This is a genomic window from Nocardioides sp. (genome assembly GCF_047607185.1).
Classification (GTDB): domain Bacteria; phylum Actinomycetota; class Actinomycetes; order Propionibacteriales; family Nocardioidaceae; genus Nocardioides.
Genome location: NZ_JASGDQ010000007.1, coordinates 1 through 18,540, shown reverse-complemented (window position 1 = coordinate 18,540; position 18,540 = coordinate 1). Strand labels below are relative to the sequence as shown.

At 70.7% G+C, this 18,540-nt stretch carries 16 protein-coding genes, 1 tRNA gene and 1 rRNA gene; 7 read left to right on the top strand and 11 right to left on the bottom strand.

Annotated features, from left to right (window positions below; genetic code table 11):
• Window positions 1–8: 8 nt before the first annotated feature.
• The 7 genes from QM595_RS00745 to QM595_RS00715 all read right to left on the bottom strand — a co-directional run bounded on the left by QM595_RS00745 (window position 9) and on the right by QM595_RS00715 (window position 6,975).
• Entirely contained in the window at window positions 9–1,541 is a 1,533-nt protein-coding gene (locus QM595_RS00745) for an AMP-binding protein (protein ID WP_415169600.1), read from the bottom strand.
• 177 nt (window positions 1,542–1,718) lie between these two features.
• Window positions 1,719–3,083, bottom strand: a complete 1,365-nt coding sequence (locus tag QM595_RS00740; RefSeq protein WP_415169599.1) for an LLM class flavin-dependent oxidoreductase — start codon at window positions 3,081–3,083, stop codon at window positions 1,719–1,721.
• Window positions 3,084–3,320: 237 nt separating this feature from the next.
• Window positions 3,321–4,208 carry a hypothetical protein gene (locus tag QM595_RS00735; RefSeq protein WP_415169598.1) on the bottom strand — a complete coding sequence of 296 codons (888 nt, stop codon included), beginning with the start codon at window positions 4,206–4,208 and terminating at the stop codon, window positions 3,321–3,323.
• 138 nt (window positions 4,209–4,346) lie between these two features.
• A tRNA-Val gene (locus tag QM595_RS00730) sits at window positions 4,347–4,418 on the bottom strand.
• 69 nt (window positions 4,419–4,487) lie between these two features.
• The gene (locus tag QM595_RS00725; RefSeq protein WP_415169597.1) at window positions 4,488–4,955 is read right to left on the bottom strand and encodes a peroxiredoxin; all 468 of its coding nucleotides are present in this window, start codon (window positions 4,953–4,955) and stop codon (window positions 4,488–4,490) included.
• On the bottom strand, window positions 4,952–6,553 hold the full coding sequence (locus QM595_RS00720; RefSeq protein WP_415169596.1) for an AMP-binding protein: 1,602 nt from the start codon (window positions 6,551–6,553) through the stop codon (window positions 4,952–4,954). The genes QM595_RS00725 and QM595_RS00720 overlap by 4 nt, the downstream gene beginning before the upstream one ends.
• 11 nt (window positions 6,554–6,564) lie before the next feature.
• Window positions 6,565–6,975, bottom strand: a complete 411-nt coding sequence (locus QM595_RS00715) for a DUF3052 domain-containing protein (RefSeq protein ID WP_415169645.1) — start codon at window positions 6,973–6,975, stop codon at window positions 6,565–6,567.
• Between the two features lie 244 nt (window positions 6,976–7,219).
• Here QM595_RS00715 and aceE point away from each other — a divergent pair, with 244 nt between their 5' ends.
• On the top strand, window positions 7,220–9,997 hold the full coding sequence (gene aceE / locus QM595_RS00710; RefSeq protein ID WP_415169595.1) for a pyruvate dehydrogenase (acetyl-transferring), homodimeric type: 2,778 nt from the start codon (window positions 7,220–7,222) through the stop codon (window positions 9,995–9,997).
• Between the two features lie 238 nt (window positions 9,998–10,235).
• Here the strand turns inward: aceE and QM595_RS00705 are convergent, their stop codons facing one another.
• Complete coding sequence (locus QM595_RS00705; protein ID WP_415169594.1) at window positions 10,236–11,192, bottom strand: alpha/beta fold hydrolase; 957 nt, start codon at window positions 11,190–11,192, stop codon at window positions 10,236–10,238.
• Window positions 11,193–11,337: 145 nt separating this feature from the next.
• On the opposite strand from QM595_RS00705, the gene QM595_RS00700 reads away from it, so the two are divergent.
• From QM595_RS00700 to QM595_RS00675, 6 genes are all read left to right on the top strand, one after another.
• Window positions 11,338–12,495, top strand: a complete 1,158-nt coding sequence (locus tag QM595_RS00700; RefSeq protein ID WP_415169593.1) for a PucR family transcriptional regulator — start codon at window positions 11,338–11,340, stop codon at window positions 12,493–12,495.
• A gap of 78 nt (window positions 12,496–12,573) precedes the next feature.
• Entirely contained in the window at window positions 12,574–13,530 is a 957-nt protein-coding gene (locus QM595_RS00695) for an ACP S-malonyltransferase (protein WP_415169592.1), read from the top strand.
• A complete protein-coding gene (locus QM595_RS00690) occupies window positions 13,527–14,522 on the top strand; it encodes a beta-ketoacyl-ACP synthase III (protein WP_415169591.1) in 996 nt (331 codons plus the stop codon). Before QM595_RS00695 ends, QM595_RS00690 begins: the two co-directional genes overlap by 4 nt.
• 35 nt (window positions 14,523–14,557) lie before the next feature.
• Complete coding sequence (locus QM595_RS00685) at window positions 14,558–14,809, top strand: acyl carrier protein (RefSeq protein ID WP_415169590.1); 252 nt, start codon at window positions 14,558–14,560, stop codon at window positions 14,807–14,809.
• 23 nt (window positions 14,810–14,832) lie between these two features.
• A complete protein-coding gene (locus QM595_RS00680; RefSeq protein WP_415169589.1) occupies window positions 14,833–16,095 on the top strand; it encodes a beta-ketoacyl-[acyl-carrier-protein] synthase family protein in 1,263 nt (420 codons plus the stop codon).
• A gap of 108 nt (window positions 16,096–16,203) precedes the next feature.
• Window positions 16,204–16,725: a hypothetical protein gene (locus QM595_RS00675; RefSeq protein WP_415169588.1), complete on the top strand. Its 522-nt coding sequence runs from the start codon at window positions 16,204–16,206 to the stop codon at window positions 16,723–16,725.
• Window positions 16,726–16,731: 6 nt separating this feature from the next.
• Here the strand turns inward: QM595_RS00675 and QM595_RS00670 are convergent, their stop codons facing one another.
• The 3 genes from QM595_RS00670 to rrf form a co-directional block, all read right to left on the bottom strand.
• Entirely contained in the window at window positions 16,732–17,259 is a 528-nt protein-coding gene (locus QM595_RS00670) for a DUF3145 domain-containing protein (RefSeq protein WP_415169587.1), read from the bottom strand.
• A 142-nt stretch (window positions 17,260–17,401) separates the two neighbouring features.
• On the bottom strand, window positions 17,402–18,109 hold the full coding sequence (locus QM595_RS00665) for a tetratricopeptide repeat protein (protein WP_415169586.1): 708 nt from the start codon (window positions 18,107–18,109) through the stop codon (window positions 17,402–17,404).
• Window positions 18,110–18,417: 308 nt separating this feature from the next.
• Window positions 18,418–18,535 (bottom strand): 5S ribosomal RNA (rrf, locus tag QM595_RS00660).
• Between the last annotated feature and the right edge of the window lie 5 nt (window positions 18,536–18,540).

The following is an 18,540-nucleotide window of genomic DNA, read 5'->3' as shown; positions in this document are numbered from 1 at the left end:
TCGCGGGATCAGTTGACCTGCCGGTCCAGTCCCTCCCAGTAGGGCGCGCGGAGCTTGAACTTCTGCAGCTTGCCGGTCGCGGTGCGGGCCAGCTCGGCGCGGAACTCCACGGAGGTGGGCGCCTTGTAGCCGGCCGCCTTCTCCTTGCACCAAGCGATCAGCTCCGCCTCGGTGGCCTCCGCGCCGGGGGCCAGCACGACGAGGGCCTTGATCGTCTCGCCCCACTTCTCGCTCGGGACGCCGATGACCGCGACCTCGGCGACGGCCGGATGGGAGAACAGCACGTCCTCGACCTCGATCGAGGAGACGTTCTCGCCGCCGGTGATGATGACGTCCTTCTTGCGGTCGCTGATGGTGAGGTAGCCGTCGGAGCCGATCACCCCGCCGTCGCCGGTGTGGAACCAGCCGTCGGCCAGCGCCCGCTCGCTCTCCTCCGGCTGCTCCCAGTAGCCCTCCAGGATGACGTTGGAGCGGGCCAGCACCTCGCCCTCCGGGTCGATCTCGAGGGTGACGCCGATCGCCGGCGCACCGGCGCGGGTGAGCTTGGTGGCACGCTCCAGCGGGTCGAGGTCGTCCCATTCCGCCCGGGTGCGGTTGATGGTGAGCAGCGGCGAGGTCTCGGTGAGGCCGTAGATCTGGATGAACTCCCAGCCGAGCTCCTCCTGCACCCGCACCACCGTCTTCGTCGGCGGCGGCGCGCCGGCCATGATGATCCGGACCCGGTCTCGACCCGGGATCGGGCCGTCCCAGTCCTTGGCCGCGTCGAGTACGGCGGCGGCGACTGCCGGCGCCGCGCACAGGTAGGTGACTCCGTGCTCCTCGATGCGGCGCAGGATCTCGGCGCCGTCGACCTTGCGCAGCACGACGTGCTTGATGCCCATGCCGGTGGCCGCGAACGGCATCCCCCAGCCGTTGGCGTGGAACATCGGCAGGGTGTGGAGGTAGACGTCGCGGTCGCTCAGCCCGGCGTGCAGGCCGAAGGTGAGCGCATTGGTCCAGATGTTGCGATGGGTGATCTGCACGCCCTTGGGCCGGGCCGTGGTGCCGGAGGTGTAGTTGATGGTGGCGGTGGCGCTCTCGTCGTGCTCCCACGGCACCGGCTCCACCCCCGGTACGGCGAACAGGTCGTCGTCGTTGCCGAGCACGAACCGGTGCTCGGCGGTCACGTCCGCCAACTCCTCGTCGAGCTCCGGGTCGACGTAGAGCACCTTGGCGCCACAGTGGCCGACGATGTACTTCACCTCGTCGGGCCGCAGCCGGAAGTTGATCGGCACCAGCACCCGGCCGTAGCCGGCGACGCCGTAGAAGGCGGTCAGCAGCCGGGCGCTGTTGTGGCTGACCATCGCCACCCGCTCGCCCGGGCCGACGCCGAGCTCGTCCAGCTTGGCGGCCATCCGCCTGGCGAGCTCGCCCATCTCGCGGTAGGTCACCTCGCCCAGCGAGACGGCCGGCTGCGTCGGCTCGTCCACGATCCCGACCCGGTCGCCGTAGACCTGCACGGCTCGGTCGAGGAAGTCACTGACGCTGAACGGGACAAACACGACGTACCTCCTGGAAACCGGTCACTGGCCTCACAGTACGACGCCCGTACCGGCTGTCACAGGGGTGGTCGTCAAGCGGTCGAGGTCAGCGCAGCGGATGGCGGCGCGGGCACGGCACGAAGCCGCCCCAGGCGTACGCCGCCAAGCCGGCGAGACCCGCCACGTCTCGCGCGGGCGTTACGAGGTCACCGAGAATGCGGCCGCAACCCCGGCGGCACCGCGCCGCGGTGGTCCCGCGAACCGGTTCGGTGGGACGTCCAGCCCGAGCGTCTCACGCAGCGTGGTGCCTGGATACTCGGTGCGGAACAGGCCCCGTTCCTGCAGGATCGGCACCACCTCGGAGGTGAACAGGTCCTCGTCGACGTCGAGGTAGGGCGGCAGCACCACGAAGCCGTCACAGGCCCGGTTCTCATACCAGGTCTGGAGTTGGCCGGCCACGGTCGCCGGGCTCCCGGTCGGCGCGAAGAAGGACAGGCTGCGGGCATACCACTGGGCGACCTGTCCCACGGTCATCGATTCGGCCAGCGCCCGCTCGATGACGAACTTGAACCGGCCGACGCTACCGGTGATCTGGTCGGTGACGTCGGGGAAGGGTTCGTCCAGATCGAGGTGGGAGAGGCCCAGGTTCATCGCGGTGGACATCACCATCAGGCCCGCCTTGGGCAGGATCAGTCGATCCAGTTCCTCGCGCTTGGCGTGGGCCTCGGCATCCGTGGCGGCAATCACCGGGACGATGCCGGGAAGCACCTTGACCGCGTCGGCGGGGCGCCCGAACGCCTGGACCTTCTGCTTGAAGGAGTCGTAGAACCTGCGGGCCCGGTCCATCTCCTGGTGCACCACGAAGGCCACTTCAGCCCGCTGGGCCGCGATGTCGTGGAACCGCTCCGACACCCCGGCCTGGATCAGCACCGGGTTGCCCTGGGGTGGGCGCGGCATGTTGAGCGGACCGCGCACGTCGAAGAAGTCACCGTGGTGGTCCAAGTAGTGGACCTTCTCCGGATCGCCGACCACGCCCGACTCCTTGTCGAGCCGGACCACGTCGTCCTCCCAGGTGTCCCACAATCCGGTCACCACGTCGATGAACTCGACCGCGCGCCGGTAGCGCTCCTCATGGCCGTAGTGGACGGGTCGGCCGAAGTTGCGGGCCTCGCTGTTCGCCGAGGAGGTGACCACGTTCCACGCGGCTCGGCCACCGCTGATGTGGTCGACATTGGCGAACTGTCGGGCGACCGAGTAGGGGTTGCTGTACGACGACGAGATCGTGCCGCCCAGCCCGATCCGGTCCGTGGTCGCGGCCAGTGCGGCTAACACGGTCAGCGGTTCGGGATGGGCGAGCAGTCGGTGTCGCACCGCGTCCTCGAAGTTCCCGGAGAAGGTGTCGTCCAGGGAGAGCTTGTCGGCGACGAAGATCATGTCGATCTTCGCGGCCTCCGCTCTGCGCGCCACCTCGCGGTACGACGGCCAGTCGATGCCGCCGGTGGCATCGGATTCGGGGAGTCGCCAGCCACCCAGGTGCGAGCCCCCGTCGAGGAACAGTGCCAAGTGCATCAAGACTGTCGTGCCTTCCGTTCGGCGGGTCGCGGCACCAATAACATAGTGAACCCGTCAAATTACTGGACATTCGGGTCGCACGCTGCTGGGAGGGGAAGACGATCTCGGCCATCCCGCTCCCGGGCGACGGCGAGGCAAGCATCGGCGCCCTCGGGGCCGGCGATCACGTGGAGGACCGGCATCAGCCGGTGCGGCCACCGAGTCGTTCCTCGCTCGGGTCGGCGGTGCTCATCGACCCTTCCTCCCGGCCTTGCCGGGCGGGGCGGGGATCCACTCCGAGGGGGCGGGGTCCCGGACGAAGGCGACGAAGATCCGCTCCTCGTTGCCCGGGTCGGCCGGGTCGTAGAGCACCTCGGCCGGGGCGCCGGTGACCACCGTGGCGGCGTCCCTGGTACGACGCTCCACCCAGCGATCGACCCCGCCGCCGACGTACCGCACAGTGCCGATGGCACCCGAGACCGACCTATCGCCCTCGCTGCTGGTGGAGATCAGCACCCGGACGTCGACGACCATCCCCGTCGTACGGGCTCCGTGGACGAGCAGGGAGTCCCGCAACGCGACCGCGGCGGCGGCCCGCCGCTCCGCCGTCCGCCACGCCAGCAGGAAGATCACCGCGACCACCGCGAACAGCGCCGGCAGCCACCACGACGCGGTGTAGAGCAGCCAGGAGCCGAAGCCCCACTGCGCCGGGGCCGAGTCGCCGAAGGAGTCCGGGGTGCGGCCGACCACCGCCGGCCGGCTCCACCAGGCCAGCACCGCGATCACCACGCCCACGGTCACCGCGGCGAACCCGAGGAAGGCCGCCAGCCCGGAGCCGTGCATCCGGCCCCGGGACCGACGCTCCAGCTCCGAGGCGTGGACCAGCAGGACCGGGCCGACGAACCCGCCCATGATCGAGCCGGGCAGGGCGTACATGATGGACCGAGGGAAGTAGTCGACCGGCATGATGGTCACGCTGCGCACGGTGTCGAAGAGCAGCGCCATCCCGATCCCGAGCAGCACCGACGCCGCGGTGCCGAGGAGATAGCACCAGCGCGCGCGACGGGCCAGCCGCGCCCGCCCCGCACCGTCGCCGGCCCGCTGACGCCGGGCCTCCACAGGATCGACCGTGCTCATCGGCGCCTCCTCGTGGGCTATCGCGCGTCCGTGACCCGTGGCCGGGTCCCGAGAAGACCAGGATGATTGACGATCACCCCCGTCGCAAGCACGGCACCGGATCTTCTCCGGCAGCGAGTTTGAACCCCGTGCGTCTCGTGGGCGCGGAGGGGATCGAACCCCCGACCACTGCCTTGTAAGGGCAGCGCTCTACCGCTGAGCTACACGCCCGCTGAAAGCGCCGCACAGACTACGCGAATCGGCGACCCGATGCCGAACCAACATCGCCTGGCCAGCCGATCACTCGGCGGCGGCCCGGAGCTGGCGCAGGTGCTCATCGAGGTCGCGGCCGTCGGCGTTGGCGTTGTGGACCGACCAGCGCACCACGCCGGAGCGGTCGATGACGTACGACGACCGGCGGGCCTGGCCACGGGCCTCGTCGAAGACGTCGTAGGCGCGCGCCACCGCCCCATGCGGCCAGAAGTCGGACAGCAGCGGGAAGTTCAGGCCATCGGCGTCGGCGAAGGCCCGGATCGAGAAGACCGGGTCGCACGAGAGCGCCAGCACCTCGGTGTCGAAGGTCAGGAACTCGTCGAGCCGGTCGCGCACGCCGCTCATCTCCCCGGTGCACACCCCCGAGAAGGCGGCCGGGTAGAAGAGCAGCAGAACGGCCTTGGCGCCGACGTACGACGAGAGCGTGACCTCGGCGCCGAACTGGTCGCGCAGCGTGAAGTCCGGGGCGGGCCCCCCGAGGGCAAGGCCGGTCACAGGCTCCGCAGCTCCCTCTTCAGCACCTTGCCGGTCGCATTGCGCGGCAGCTCGTCGAGCAGCACGATCTCGCGGGGCACCTTGTAGCGGGCCAGGTTGCCGCGCACCCAGTCCTGCAGCTCCTCGGCGGGAACGGACCCGGAGACCACCACGAAGGCGCGCAGCCGCTGCCCGAAGTCGTCGTCCTCGACCCCGACGGCCGCCGCCTCGACCACCGCCGGGTGACGGACCAGGCAGTCCTCGACCTCCTTGGGGAAGACGTTCTCGCCACCGGAGACGATCATCTCGTCGTCGCGGCCCTCGACGTACAGCCGCCCGTCCGACCCGAACCGGCCCACGTCGCCGGTGGCCATCAAGCCGTCGACGACCTCCTTGCCGCCCCCTCCGGTGTAGCCCTCGAAGAGGAAGCCGTTGCCGACGAAGATGCGGCCCGCCTCCCCGTCGGGCACCGGCCGGCCCTGCTCGTCGAGGAGCCGCACCACCGTCCCCCAGGGCGGCTTACCGGCCGAGGTCGGCGCCGCGCGCAGGTCGGCCGGCGTGGCGATCGAGGCGTAGGCGACCTCGGTGGAGCCGTAGACGTTGTAGAGGCTGTCGCCGACGGCGTCCATCCACGCCAGCGCCAGGTCGCCGGGCAGCGCGGAGCCGGAGGAGGCGACCACCTGGAGCGAGGAGAGGTCGTAGGACGCCAGCACCTCCGGCGGCAGTGCCAGGATCCGCTGGAGCATGACCGGGATCACCGCGAACGTCTCACAGCGCTCGGCGGCGATCGTCCGCAGCGCCTCCTCGGGGTCGAAGCGGCAGCGCAGCACCATCGGGGTGCCGAGCAGCATCGCGAGCATGAAGTGCGCCAGGCCCCAGGTGTGGAACATCGGGGCGGCGATGTGGGCGCGCCAGCCGGCATGGATCGGCAGTCGCGACAGCAGCGCGATGGCGGCGTCGAAGCCGGCCTCGGTGCGCGGCGCGCCCTTGGGGGCACCGGTGGTGCCGGAGGTGAGGATGACGACGCGGCCGTGCCGCGCGGGCGCCTTGAGGTCGGTCGTGGCGTGGGAGTCGATCAGCCGGTCGACGGTGTCGACCTCCGGGGCGCCGTCGGTCCACGCGACGATCCGCTCGGCGGCGACGCCGGCGAGCAGGTCGGTGAACTCCTCGTCGTGGATGACGACCTTGGGCCGCTCCCGCGCGACGACGTCCTCGAGCTGCGGCCCGGCGAAGGCGGTGTTGAGCAGCAGCGTGTCGGCGCCCAGCTTGTTGCCCGCGACCACGGCGTCGACGAAGCCGCGGTGGTTGCGGCACATCACCGCGACGCCGTCGCCCTCGCCGACGCCGCGCTCGGCGAGGGCACGGGCCAGCGCGTTGGAGCGGGCGTGGAGCTCTCCCCAGGTCAGTGCGCCGAGGTCGTCGACCAGGCCGGTGTGCATGGGATAGCGGACTGCCAGCGTCGCGAAGCCGCCGGCGGGGCCGGTGCCCCAGTCGAGCAGCGTCTTGCCGAGCCGTGCGAGCGTGGTCGGCCCGAAGGGGCGTACGACGCCCGAGCCGGCTATCACCTTCAGAGCAGTCGCCGCTGAGGAGCCCCTGGCGACGAGGCCGTCGAGAATCACGTGCTCAGACGCTACAAGGTCTTGGGGGCGACCAGCCGAGTGGCCGCCCAGTCCTTGCTCACCGTCGCGGTGGTGGTCTGCGAGAGCCCGGCCAAGGGCGCCGCCTCGGCGATGTCGGCCGGGTCGACGGCACCGGGCCGGCCGACCTTGGGGGTCAGCAGCCAGATCGCGCCGCCACCGACGAGGTCGGTCAACGCGTCGACCAGGCCGTCGACCAGGTCGCCGTCCTCCTCGCGCCACCAGAGCAACACCGCGTCGACGTCATTGCCGTAGTCACCGTCGACCAAGTCCGCGTCGACGGCGTCCTCGACCGCCGCGCGCAGCTCGTCGTCGGTGTCGTTGTCCCAGCCCAACTCCTGGATGACCATGCCGGGCTTGAAGCCCAGCCGCTCAGCCGGCCCCGTGGGCACGGTCGACGCCACGTTCGTCACTCCGTTCGCTCCAAGAATCTGTCTGTCGAGTCGCCTCCTGACGCGTGGTCGCGCCGTGAGGTGGGGATAGTCCAGCGGTTTTGCCCGGACAGCGCAACACTCGGGGCGGTATGTCGGTCATCCATCCCGGTGCGACGGGCCGGCACGTCCGCATCATGGAACGTTCCAATGCCGTACCGATCGGTAACCCAAGGGTGACTGTGGCTCGCGCGCGAACGCGTGACACGATGCGTAGGTGACCGAAGCAAACACCCCTGCTTACGCCTCTTCTGATCGGACGCAGCCCACCGTTATCCACGAGGGCCTCCCGACACAGCTCCCGGACATCGATCCCGAGGAGACCAAGGACTGGATCGCGTCCTTCGACGCGATGGTCGACGAGCGTGGCCGGGAGCGGGCACGCTATGTGATGCTCCGGCTGCTGGAGCGCGCCCGCGAGATGCAGGTGGGCGTGCCGGCGCTGCGCAGCACCGACTACATCAACACCATCCCGCCCGAGCGGGAGCCGTGGTTCCCCGGCGACGAGGAGGTGGAGCGCCGGATCCGGGCCTTCGTCCGCTGGAACGCCGCGGTGCTGGTCTCCAGCGCCAACCGCAAGGGCCTGGAGGTGGGCGGCCACATCGCCACCTACCAGTCCAGCGCGAGCCTCTACGAGGTCGGCTTCAACCACTTCTTCCGGGGCAAGGAGCACCCCGGTGGCGGCGACCAGGTCTACATCCAGGGTCACGCCTCCCCCGGCATCTACGCCCGCGCCTTCCTCGAGGGCCGGCTGAGCGAGGACCAGCTCTACCGGTTCCGGCAGGAGGTGCAGCACGGCCCGCACGCCGGCCTGTCGTCGTACCCCCACCCTCGGCTGATGCCGGACTTCTGGGAGTTCCCCACGGTCTCGATGGGGCTGACCGGCATCAACTCGATCTACCAGGCCCGGTTCAACCGCTACCTCGCCAACCGCGGCATCAAGGACACCAGTCAGCAGCACGTGTGGGCATTCCTCGGCGACGGCGAGATGGCCGAGCCGGAGTCACTCGGCGCGATCCGGATCGCCGCCCGCGAGGAGCTGGACAACCTCACCTGGGTGATCAACTGCAACCTGCAGCAGCTCGACGGCCCGGTCACCGGCAACGGCAAGATCATCCAGGAGCTGGAGGCCTACTTCCGCGGCGCCGGCTGGAACGTCATCAAGGTCGTCTGGGGCCGGGAGTGGGACCAGCTGCTCGCCCGTGACGTCGACGGCGTCCTGGTCAACAAGATGAACACCACCCCCGACGGCGCCTTCCAGACCTACTCCGTGGAGTCGGGCGGCTATGTCCGGGAGAGCTTCTTCGGCGGCGACCCGCGGCTGCGCGCCATGGTCGAGCACATGACCGACGAGCAGATCCGCAAGCTGCCGCGCGGCGGCCACGACTACCGCAAGGTGTACGCCGCCTTCGACGCCGCCACCAAGCACGTCGGCCAGCCGACGGTGATCCTGGCCCACACCATCAAGGGCTGGACCATCGAGGCGCTGGAGGGCCGCAATGCCACCCACCAGATGAAGAAGCTGACGATGGCGGACCTGAAGAAGTTCCGCGACCGGCTCTACCTGCCGATCTCCGACCGCGACCTGGAGGAGACCTACGAGCGCACCGGCGCCGCGCCGCTGTTCCACCCCGGCACGGAGGCGCCCGAGGTGCAGTACATGATGGAGCGCCGCCAGCAGCTCGGCGGCTCGCTGCCCAAGCGCTCCGTCACCACCAAGCCGCTCACGCTGCCCGGCGACGACGCCTACGGCGAGCTCAAGGCGGGCTCGGGCCACAACAAGATCGCCACCACGATGGCGACGGTCCGCCAGCTGCGCGAGTGGATGAAGGACCCGGAGATCGGGCCGCGCATCGTGCCGATCGCCCCGGACGAGTACCGCACCTTCGGCATGGACTCGATGTTCGCGACCGCCAAGGTCTACAACCCGGCCGGCCAGCAGTACGAGTCGGTCGATCGGAAGTTGTTGCTCTCCTACAAGGAGTCGCCGCAGGGCCAGATGCTGCACGAGGGCATCTCGGAGGCCGGCGCGATGGCCTCGGCGATCGCCGCCGGGTCGTCGTACTCCACCCACGGCGAGCCGATGATCCCGTTCTACATCTTCTACTCGATGTTCGGCTTCCAGCGCACCGGCGACTCGATCTGGGCGATGGCCGACCAACTCGCCCGCGGCTTCCTGGTCGGCGCCACCGCCGGCCGCACCACGCTGACCGGCGAGGGCCTGCAGCACGCCGACGGCCACTCGCCGCTGATCGCGGCGACCAACCCGGCGGTGGTCCACTACGACCCGGCGTTCGCCTACGAGATCGCGCACATCATGAAGTCCGGCCTGGAGCGGATGTACGGGCCCGACTCGGAGGACGTGATCTTCTACCTCACCGTCTACAACGAGCCGGTCAGCCAGCCGACGGAGCCGGCCGACGTGGACGTCGAGGGCATCCTCAAGGGCATCCACCAGGTCGCCACCGCCACCGGGGACGGTCCCAAGGTGCAGTTGCTCGCCTCCGGCGTCGGCTTCCCGTGGGTCGAGGAGGCCGCTCGGCTGCTGCGCGAGGAGTGGGGCGTCCAGGCCGACACCTGGTCGGTCACCTCGTGGAACGAGCTGGCCCGCGACGCGATCGAGGCCGAGCGGTGGAGCCTGAACCACCCCGGCGAGACCCAGCGCACGCCGTACGTCACCACGAAGCTGGCCGGCGCGACCGGCCCGGTCGTCGCGGTCAGCGACTACATGCGCGCGGTGCCGCTGCAGATCGCCCGCTGGGTGCCTCAGGACTACCACGTGCTCGGCGCCGACGGCTTCGGCTTCGCCGACACCCGGCCGGCCGCACGACGGTTCTTCCAGATCGACGCCCAGTCGGTGGTGGTGCAGGCGCTGCAGGCGCTCGCCAAGGCGGGCCAGATCGACCCGGCGGTGGTCGAGAAGGCGTTCCAGGCCTACCGGATCGACGACCCCACTGCCGTCGCGGGCGTGCTGCAGGAGGGCGGCGACGCCTGACCCCGGTGAGCAGCCCCAAACTGACACCCCTGGAGCGGTGAACAGCCCCAAACTGACACACGCAAGACGGTGAGCGGACGCAAACTGACCTCCCCCGCTTCGCTCCTCCGGTCAGTTTGCGTCCGCTCACCTGGAGACACCAGGCTTTGGCGAGCGGCCAGCTTTCGGCTTGGGGCGGGCTCTACGCCAGTTCACCCCTACCCAGCCAGCTCACGCCAGCTCACCCCACTCAGCCAGCTCACGCCAGCTCTGAGACTGTTCCTGTCTCCACTGGCGTGAGGGGCGTCGGCTGCCCGCTCTTGAGCAGCCGGCGCCACCGGGCACGGGAGTACGTCGCCGGCACAGTGCTCGCGACGAAGTCGTCGACCAGCGCCACGAACTCGTCGGGATGGTCCTTGTGCGGGAAGTGGCCGGCGTCGGGCATGACCACCACCCGGGCACGCGGCGCGATCTCCTCCGCGAGGGCGGCGTGGCTGGCCGGGATCACCCGGTCCTCGACGCCCCAGACGAAGCAGATCGGCATCGCCTCGGTGAGATAGGCCCGGTCGCGCATGGTGACAATCTGGCCGCGCCAGTCGATGACGCCGGTGACGAGCTGATGGATCGCGTGCCGCTTGCCCGGGTCCTTGAAGGAGTCCAGGATGTCGGCCACCTCCCCCAGGTCGCGAGTCTCCGGACCAGGCACCAGCTGGTGCAGCGCCCGCAGCGCACCGGTGTTGAGCTGGCGCAGCCCAGGCAGCGTCAGCAGCCGGAGGATCAGGTCGTAGCCCGGCAGCGCCAGGGCGCGGATCAACGGCGTCACCTCCGAGCCGAGGCCGCCCGGATCGACGAGCACCAACCGCTCGGTGCGCTCGGGGAACTGGTAGGCGAACTGCATCGCCACGCCACCGCCGAAGCTGTGGCCCACGACGGTGACCCTGTCGATGCCGAGCACCGTGCACAGGTCGCGCATCCCGTTGGCGTAGCCGCCCAGGCTGTAGTCGCCACGCGGCTTGTCGGACTCGCCGTGGCCGAGCAGGTCCGGCGCGAGCAGCGTGTACTTCTCGGCGAGCCGGTCCCATACCGGGTCCCAGGTGTGCCGGTCGCAGGCGAGGCCGTGCAGCAGGAGCAGCACCGGCGCGGTCCCGATCTCGCGGCCGCCGAACGCGAAGGCGCGCCTGTGACCGTGGATGGTGAGGAACTGCGTCTCGGGCATGAGACCTCCGTCGTACACGTCGGGGTCTCGGCGGACCCCACAGGTCAAGGATTCAACCACGCCTGTGCGGCGCGCGCCCGCGGCACCGGGGAATCAATCCCTCAACGAGTGCTCGACTCCCCCGCACAGTGCGAGAATCGCGACTGTGACCCCCGCATCACGGACCCGCGCGGCAACGGCGCTCCAGCGCGCCACCGGACGCCTCGCGACGGCTGCCACCGCGCGCATGGACAGCGACGTGCCGTGGTTCCGGGAACTCTCGGCCCAGGAGCGCTCCTGGGTAGGCGGCATCCTCCAGGCCGGCATCCGCTCCTTCACGCACTGGTACGCCGCCGGCCCGGACACCCGCGTCGAAGGACCCGACCTGGCGGCGGCCGTCTTCGGCGCCGCGCCACGTGCGCTGGCCGGAGTGATCACGCTGCGGCAGACCGTCGACCTGGTCAGGCTCGCCATCGAGGTCGTCGAGGCCAATGTCGACCAGCTGCTCGGGCCCGAGGACGCTCATGACGTCCGCGCCGCTGTCTCCCGCTATGCCCGGGAGATGGCGTTCGCGACCGCCGAGGTCTATGCCCGCGCCGCGGAGCTGCGGGGCGCGTGGGATGCCCGGTTGGAGGCGCTGGTGGTCGATGCGGTGCTGCGTGGCGAGACCGAGTCGGTGCTGTCGCGGACCAGCGCGCTGGGCTGGGGCTCGGTGGGCGCGGTGGCGGTGGTCCTCGGCACGGCGCCGGCCACCCCCGACAGTTCGACCGCCTTCGACGAGGTCCGCCACCGGGCCCACAGTGCCGGTCTCGACGCGCTCTGCGCCGTCCAGGGCGACCGGCTCGTGGTGCTGCTCGGCGGCGTCACCGATCCGGCCAAGGCGGGAGCCGTGGTCGCCTCGGCCTTCGACCCTGGCCCGGTCGTGGTCGGCCCGGTCGTCGCCGACCTGGCCGAGGCGCACGTCTCTGCCCAGGCCGCGTCTGCGGGGCAGCGAGCCGCCGCAGGCTGGCCCGACGCGCCGCGCCCGGTGCTGGCCGAGGAGCTGCTCCCGGAGCGATCGCTGGCAGGCGACGAGCACGCGCGAGCGCAGCTGGTCGAGGAGGTCTACCTGCCGCTGCTGCACGCCCGCGCCACCCTGATCGAGACTCTCGACGCCTACTTCGCCTCGGGTGGCTCCCTGGAGGCCACCGGGCGGGCCCTGTTCGTGCATCCCAACACGGTGCGCTACCGGCTGCGCCAGGTGAGCGACCTCACCGGCTACGCCGCCACCCGGCCCCGTGACGCATTCGCGCTCCGGATCGCGCTTGCCCTGGGTCGTTTGTAGAAGTCCTACAAAGACCGTGGCCTCATATTCGTGCGCGCCCGCACCGGCGACCGGTCGGTAGCCAGGCAGGGTGGAACCGTGCTCGTCATCGTCGCCCCGGGCCAGGGGGCTCAGACTGCCGGCTTCCTCGTCCCGTGGCTGGAGGACCCCGTCTTCGCCGCCCGCTTCGACTGGCTGGCGACGGTCGCCGGCATCGACCTGGTCCACTACGGCACCGAGGCCGACGACGAGACCATCCGCGACACCCAGATCGCCCAGCCGCTGCTGGTCGCCACCGGCCTGGTGGCCGCGTTGGGCGTGTTCCCTCGCCCTGCCGACGCCTTCGCGGGAGTGGGCGCGGTCGCCGGGCACAGCGTCGGCGAGCTGACCGCCGCCGCCGGCGCGGGCGCGATCACCGCCGAGCAGGCCATGGTGCTGGTGCGCGAGCGCGGCCGCGCGATGGCGGCCGCGTCCGCGGCCGTCCCGACCGGCATGACGGCGGTGCTCGGCGGCGTCCGCGAGGAGGTCCTCGCGACCATCGCCCGGCACGGCCTCACCGCCGCCAACGACAACGGCCCGGGCCAGGTGGTCGCGGCCGGCACGCTGGAGCAGCTCGCCGCGCTCAAGGAGGACCCGCCTGCCAAGGCCCGGCTCGCGCCGCTCTCCGTGGCGGGCGCCTTCCACACCGAGCACATGGCCCCGGCCGTGGGCCGGCTGGCCGCGCTGGCGCGGTCGGTGTCGGTCCACGATCCCCGGTTGCGCGTCATCTCCAACAAGGACGGCCAGGTGGTCCGCTCGGGGGCGGAGGTGCTCCAGCGGATCGTCGGTCAGATCGCCAGCCCGGTGCGCTGGGATCTCTGCCTGGAGACGATGACCCACCTCGGCGTCACCGGCATCCTCGAGATGCCCCCGGCCGGCACCCTGACCGGCATCGCGAAGCGATACTTCGGCAAGAGCGTCGAGACCTTCGCGCTCAAGACCCCCGACCAGCTGGACGCCGCACGCGAGTTCTGTCTCGCCCACGCGGCAGCGCAGACCGAGGAGGTGGCCTCGTGAGAGCCTCGGCCGGAAGCCCGTACGCCGCCATCCTCGGCGTCGGCTCCTACCGACCCTCCCGGGTGGTGCCCAACAGCGAGCTCGTCGACGCGATCGACTCCAGCGACGAGTGGATCCGGACGCGCTCCGGCATCATCGAGCGCCGCTGGGCGACGCCGGAGGAGACCGTGCAGGCGATGTCGGTGGCGGCCTCCCGCAAGGCGCTGGAGCACGCCGGCATCGACGTGAAGCAGATCGACTGCATCATCGTCGCCACCGTGAGCCACTTCTCGCAGACACCGGCCGTCGCCGCGCTCATCGCCGACGAACTCGGCACCGACCACCCCGCCGCCTTCGACATCTCGGCCGCCTGCGCGGGCTTCTGCCACGGCATCGCGATGGCCTCCGACATGATCCGGGCCGGCAGCGCGGGACATGTGCTGGTCATCGGCGTCGAGCGGCTCTCCGACCTGCTCAACGCCAACGACCGCGGCACCGCCTTCATCTTCGCCGACGGCGCCGGTGCCGCCGTGGTGGGACCCAGCGAGGAGCCGGCCATCGGCCCGGTCGTCTGGGGCTCGGCCGGCGAGCAGGCCCACCTGATCCGGCAGAACGTCGACTGGCTGACCTGGGGCACCGCCGGCGACGGCGACCGCACGCCCTGGCTCGCGATGGAGGGCAACCCGGTGTTCCGCTGGGCCTCCTTCGCGATGGCCAAGGTCGCCCACGAGGCGCTCGATCGGGCCGGTATCACCGCCGACGAGCTCGACTGCTTCGTGCCCCACCAGGCCAATATGCGCATCATCGACGCCATGGCCCGCGCCATGAAGCTGCCCGAGTCGGTCAAGATCGCCCGCGACATCGCCCATGCCGGCAACACCTCGGCCGCCTCGATCCCACTGGCGCTCGACAAGATGATCGCCGACGGCGAGGCGAAGTCGGGCGACACCGCTCTGCTGATCGCCTTCGGCGCCGGTCTGGTCTACGCCGCCCAGGTCGTTCGCGTCCCCTGAGTTCCCAACAACAGCAACCGGAAGGAAGCCCCACCATGAGCAACACCGAGGAGATCCGCGCAGCCCTCGCCGAGATCGTCAACGAGGTCGCCGGGATCGACGTCGACGACGTCCAGCTCGAGAAGTCGTTCGTCGACGACCTCGACGTGGACTCGCTGTCGATGGTCGAGGTCGTCGTCGCCGCCGAGGAGCGCTTCGGCGTCTCCATCCCCGACGACGAGGTGAAGAACCTCAAGACCGTCGGTGACGCGGTGTCGTTCATCGAGCGCGCCGGCGCCAGCGCCTGATCTCACTTCCCGAAGGGACATCCATGAGCCGCACCCGAGTCGTCGTCACCGGTCTGGGCACCACCAGCCCGGTGGGCGGAGACGTGTCCACCACCTGGGAGGCGCTGGTCGCCGGCCGCTCCGGCGTCCGCCGCCTCACCGAGGAGTGGGCCGAGCAGCTGCCGGTCAAGATCGCCGCCCGGGTCGCGGTCGAGCCCACCGAGGTGCTCGAGCGCGTCAAGGCCCGGCGGCTGGATCGCTCCGCCCAGTTCGCCATGGTCGCCGCGATGGAGGCTTGGGCCGATGCCGGGTTCTCCGGTCCGGCCGCCGAGGCGGGCGTGGACGGCGACCGGCTCGGGGTGGCCGTGGCATCGGGCATCGGCGGGGTCACCACGCTGCTCGACAACTACGACGTGCTGTTGGCGAAGGGACCTCGGCGGGTCTCCCCCCTCGCCGTACCGATGCTGATGCCCAACGCCCCGGCGGCCAATATCAGCCTGTACGTCGGCGCGCGGGCCGCGGTCAACGCGCCGGTCTCGGCGTGTGCCTCGGGCAACGAAGCGATCGCGCTGGCCGTCGACCAGATCCGGCTCGGCCGCGCCGACGTGGTGCTGGCCGGCGGCACCGAGTCGGCGATCCACCCGCTGCCGATCGCCGCCTTCGCCAACATGATGGCGCTCTCCAAGACCGGCACGGCCGACGACACCGACCCCACGGCGGTGAGCCGACCGTGGGACACCGCTCGTGACGGCTTCGTGCTGGGCGAGGGCGCCGGTGTGCTGGTGCTGGAGCGGCTCGAGCACGCCCAGGCTCGCGGCGCTCGGATCTACGCCGAGGTGCTGGGCGCCGGCATCACCGCCGACTCCCACGACATCGCGCAGCCCGACCCGGCCGGCCGGGGCGGCTCCCGGGCGATCCTGCGGGCACTGGCCGAGGCCGAGATCGACCCGGCCGACATCGCCCATGTCAACGCCCACGCCACCTCGACGCCGCAGGGCGACATCGCCGAGGGCCTGATGCTGCACGCCACCCTGGGCGACCACGTCTCCTCGGTGGTGGTGACGAGCACCAAGTCGATGACCGGCCACCTGCTCGGTGGCGCCGGTGCGCTGGAGTCGATCGCCACCGTACTGGCGCTCCACCATCGGGTGGTGCCGCCGACGATCAACCTCGACGACCTCGACCCGGCCGTCGAGCTCGACATCGCCACCAAGCGGCGCGACCTGCCGATGGGTGACATCGCCGCGCTCAACAACTCCTTCGGCTTCGGTGGCGCCAATGTCGCCATCGCCTTCGGCTCCGTCTAGCGACGGCGACGGCACGTCCTCCCCGGGGCGTGCCGTCGGGTGTGACCGTAACCACATCGCCTCGGCCGCGTTGGCCAGGATGTGAGACGTGGTCGACTGCTGCTCGGGATGACACTCACCGCCGGTCTGCTCGGGCTGACACCGGCGGCTCGGGCCGGCGCGCCCACAGCCGAGCAGTTCGCCGCCATGGGCAGCTTCTCCGCGCCCGACATCGCCTTGGTCCAGGGGTGCGCCACCTATTCCTACGGCTACTCGCTCGCGCCGTCGTCGCCGGACTGGACCGTCGAGGTCACCGTGGTCGGTCCGGGCGGCCTCGGCATCGCCTCGGAGATCATCATCTCCGGCGCGGATCCGACCGTGGGGAGCAAGCCGCTGACGCTGTGCTCGACCAGCACGCCGGCGGGCGTCTACACGATACGTGGCCGGATCACCGTCAGCGACTACCCGGATCAGTACTCCGGGTGGCTCACGCCCACGACGTTCGTGGTCAACGCACCCGCCACCGCCCCGACCACTCAGCCGGCCGGCGCCTCGGCCAGATGCGTGAAGGCGCGCCAGAAGGCCAAGCGTCTGCACACCAAGAAGGCGCGCCAGAAGGCCAAGCGGATCTGTCGCCGAGCGCGACGCTGAGTCCGCTCAGACCACCTGGTGGAGCCAACGGACCGGCGCGCCCTCGCCGGCGTGCCGGAAGGTCTCCAACTCGTCGTCCCACGGCTTGCCGAGCAGCTTGTCGATCTCGCCCATCAGCGAGGTCTCCCCCAGCGCAGCCTTCACCACCGCCGCCTTGAGCCGGTCCTCCGGGATCATGATGTCGCCGTGCAGGCCGGTGACGGCGTGGAAGACGCCCAGCTCGGGGGTGTAGGAGAACCGGGCCCCCTCCGAGCCGGCCGTCGGCTCCTCGGTGATCTCGAAGCGAAGGTGGTTCCAGCCCTTCAGTGCCGAGGCGACAGCAGCAGCCGAGCCGACGGCTCCCGTCCACGAGAGCTCGGCCCGGTAGGTCCCTGCCTGTGCGGGCTGCGGCGTCCAGTCGAGGCTGACGGCGACACCGAGCACCCCACCGACGGCCCACTCCACGTGCGGGCACAGCGCGGAGGGCGCTGAGTGCACGTAGAGCACGCCCCTCGTGGCAGGAAGCGAGGCGGCAAGGTTCTGATATGCGGTCACCGTGGTTCTCCTTCGTTGCGGCCTGAGCGACGCCTTCCCCAGCGGTCTCGTTGCCAACGAGTGAGAATCACAGGTGTGTAGTTGTGTCCCTATTGTGACGTATGAGGAGCGTGAGCACCAGTGGGCGCCACGACTCCCGGCGCTATGAATCCCGCCGGGCCTCGAGCGAGGCCGCGCGCTCCGCGGCGTCGGTGATCTCCTCGCCGTCGATCGCGTAGGTGCGGTGGAACCAGGCCAACGCCTCGTCGAGTCGGCCCGCCGCCTCGAGGGTGTCGGCATAGGCATAGCGCAGTCGGACGACCCACGACGCCCGGCTCTTGCTCGTCAGCGGAGCCAGCTCCAGGGTGCGCAGCGCGGCGTCGATCTGCCCCATGTCCCGGCGCGCGCCGGCCTCGACGATCGTCATCTCCGCCTTCGCCTCGGGGACGAAGTTGCGCACGGACGGGCTCTGCGCGAGCTTGATCGCCTGCTCGGGCTGGCCCAGGGCGCGGTGGCAGTCCGCCATGATCGGGAGGTACGCCGTCGCGCCATTCATCCGCTTGGCCGCACGCAGTTCGGCGAGCGCCTCCGCGTAGTGTCCGGCAGCGTACGCCGCCTCGCCCAGCGCCTCCCGGACCACGGCCAGCCGCTGAGCCCGGCTCTTGGCCGCCTTGGCGTGCTGGTAGGCCAGCTCGGGGTCGTCGTCGATGTAGACGCCGGCTGCCGCCAGGTGGCGCGCCACTCGGGCGGCCAGCTTCTCCGGCAGCCCCTTCAGCTGTGCCGCCACCGACCGGTCCAGCTCCTTGCCGGTGATGAAGTCGGGCAGGTCCGGGCCGTCGTACGCCTTCTGGTCGGCGGTCCGCTCGGCCACCACCGGCCGCTCGCGCCGCTCACCACGAACCGGGCGCGCAGCGCGTCCCTTGAAACCCTCGCCAGCACGGTCGGGACGACCGGAGCCCCCGGCACGCCGGCCGGAGCCACTACGACCTGCTTCTCCGCCGCCGGCGGACGAGCCACGCGGGCCGCCTCTACCGGCGCCCTTGCCCTGCGACGGACGACCGCCGCGACGATCCTCAGCCATGACACGAAACCTCTCTCGTCGGCTCAGCCGACGAACTCACACACGTCCAAATGCATCGTAGGGGCCACCGCCTGGTGGCCCCTACGATTGAAATTTTTGTCCGGCGGCGTCCTACTCTCCCACAACCTCGCGGTTGCAGTACCATCGGCGCTGACAGGCTTAACTTCCGGGTTCGGGATGGGACCGGGTGTTTCCCATATCGCTATGGCCGCCGTAACTCT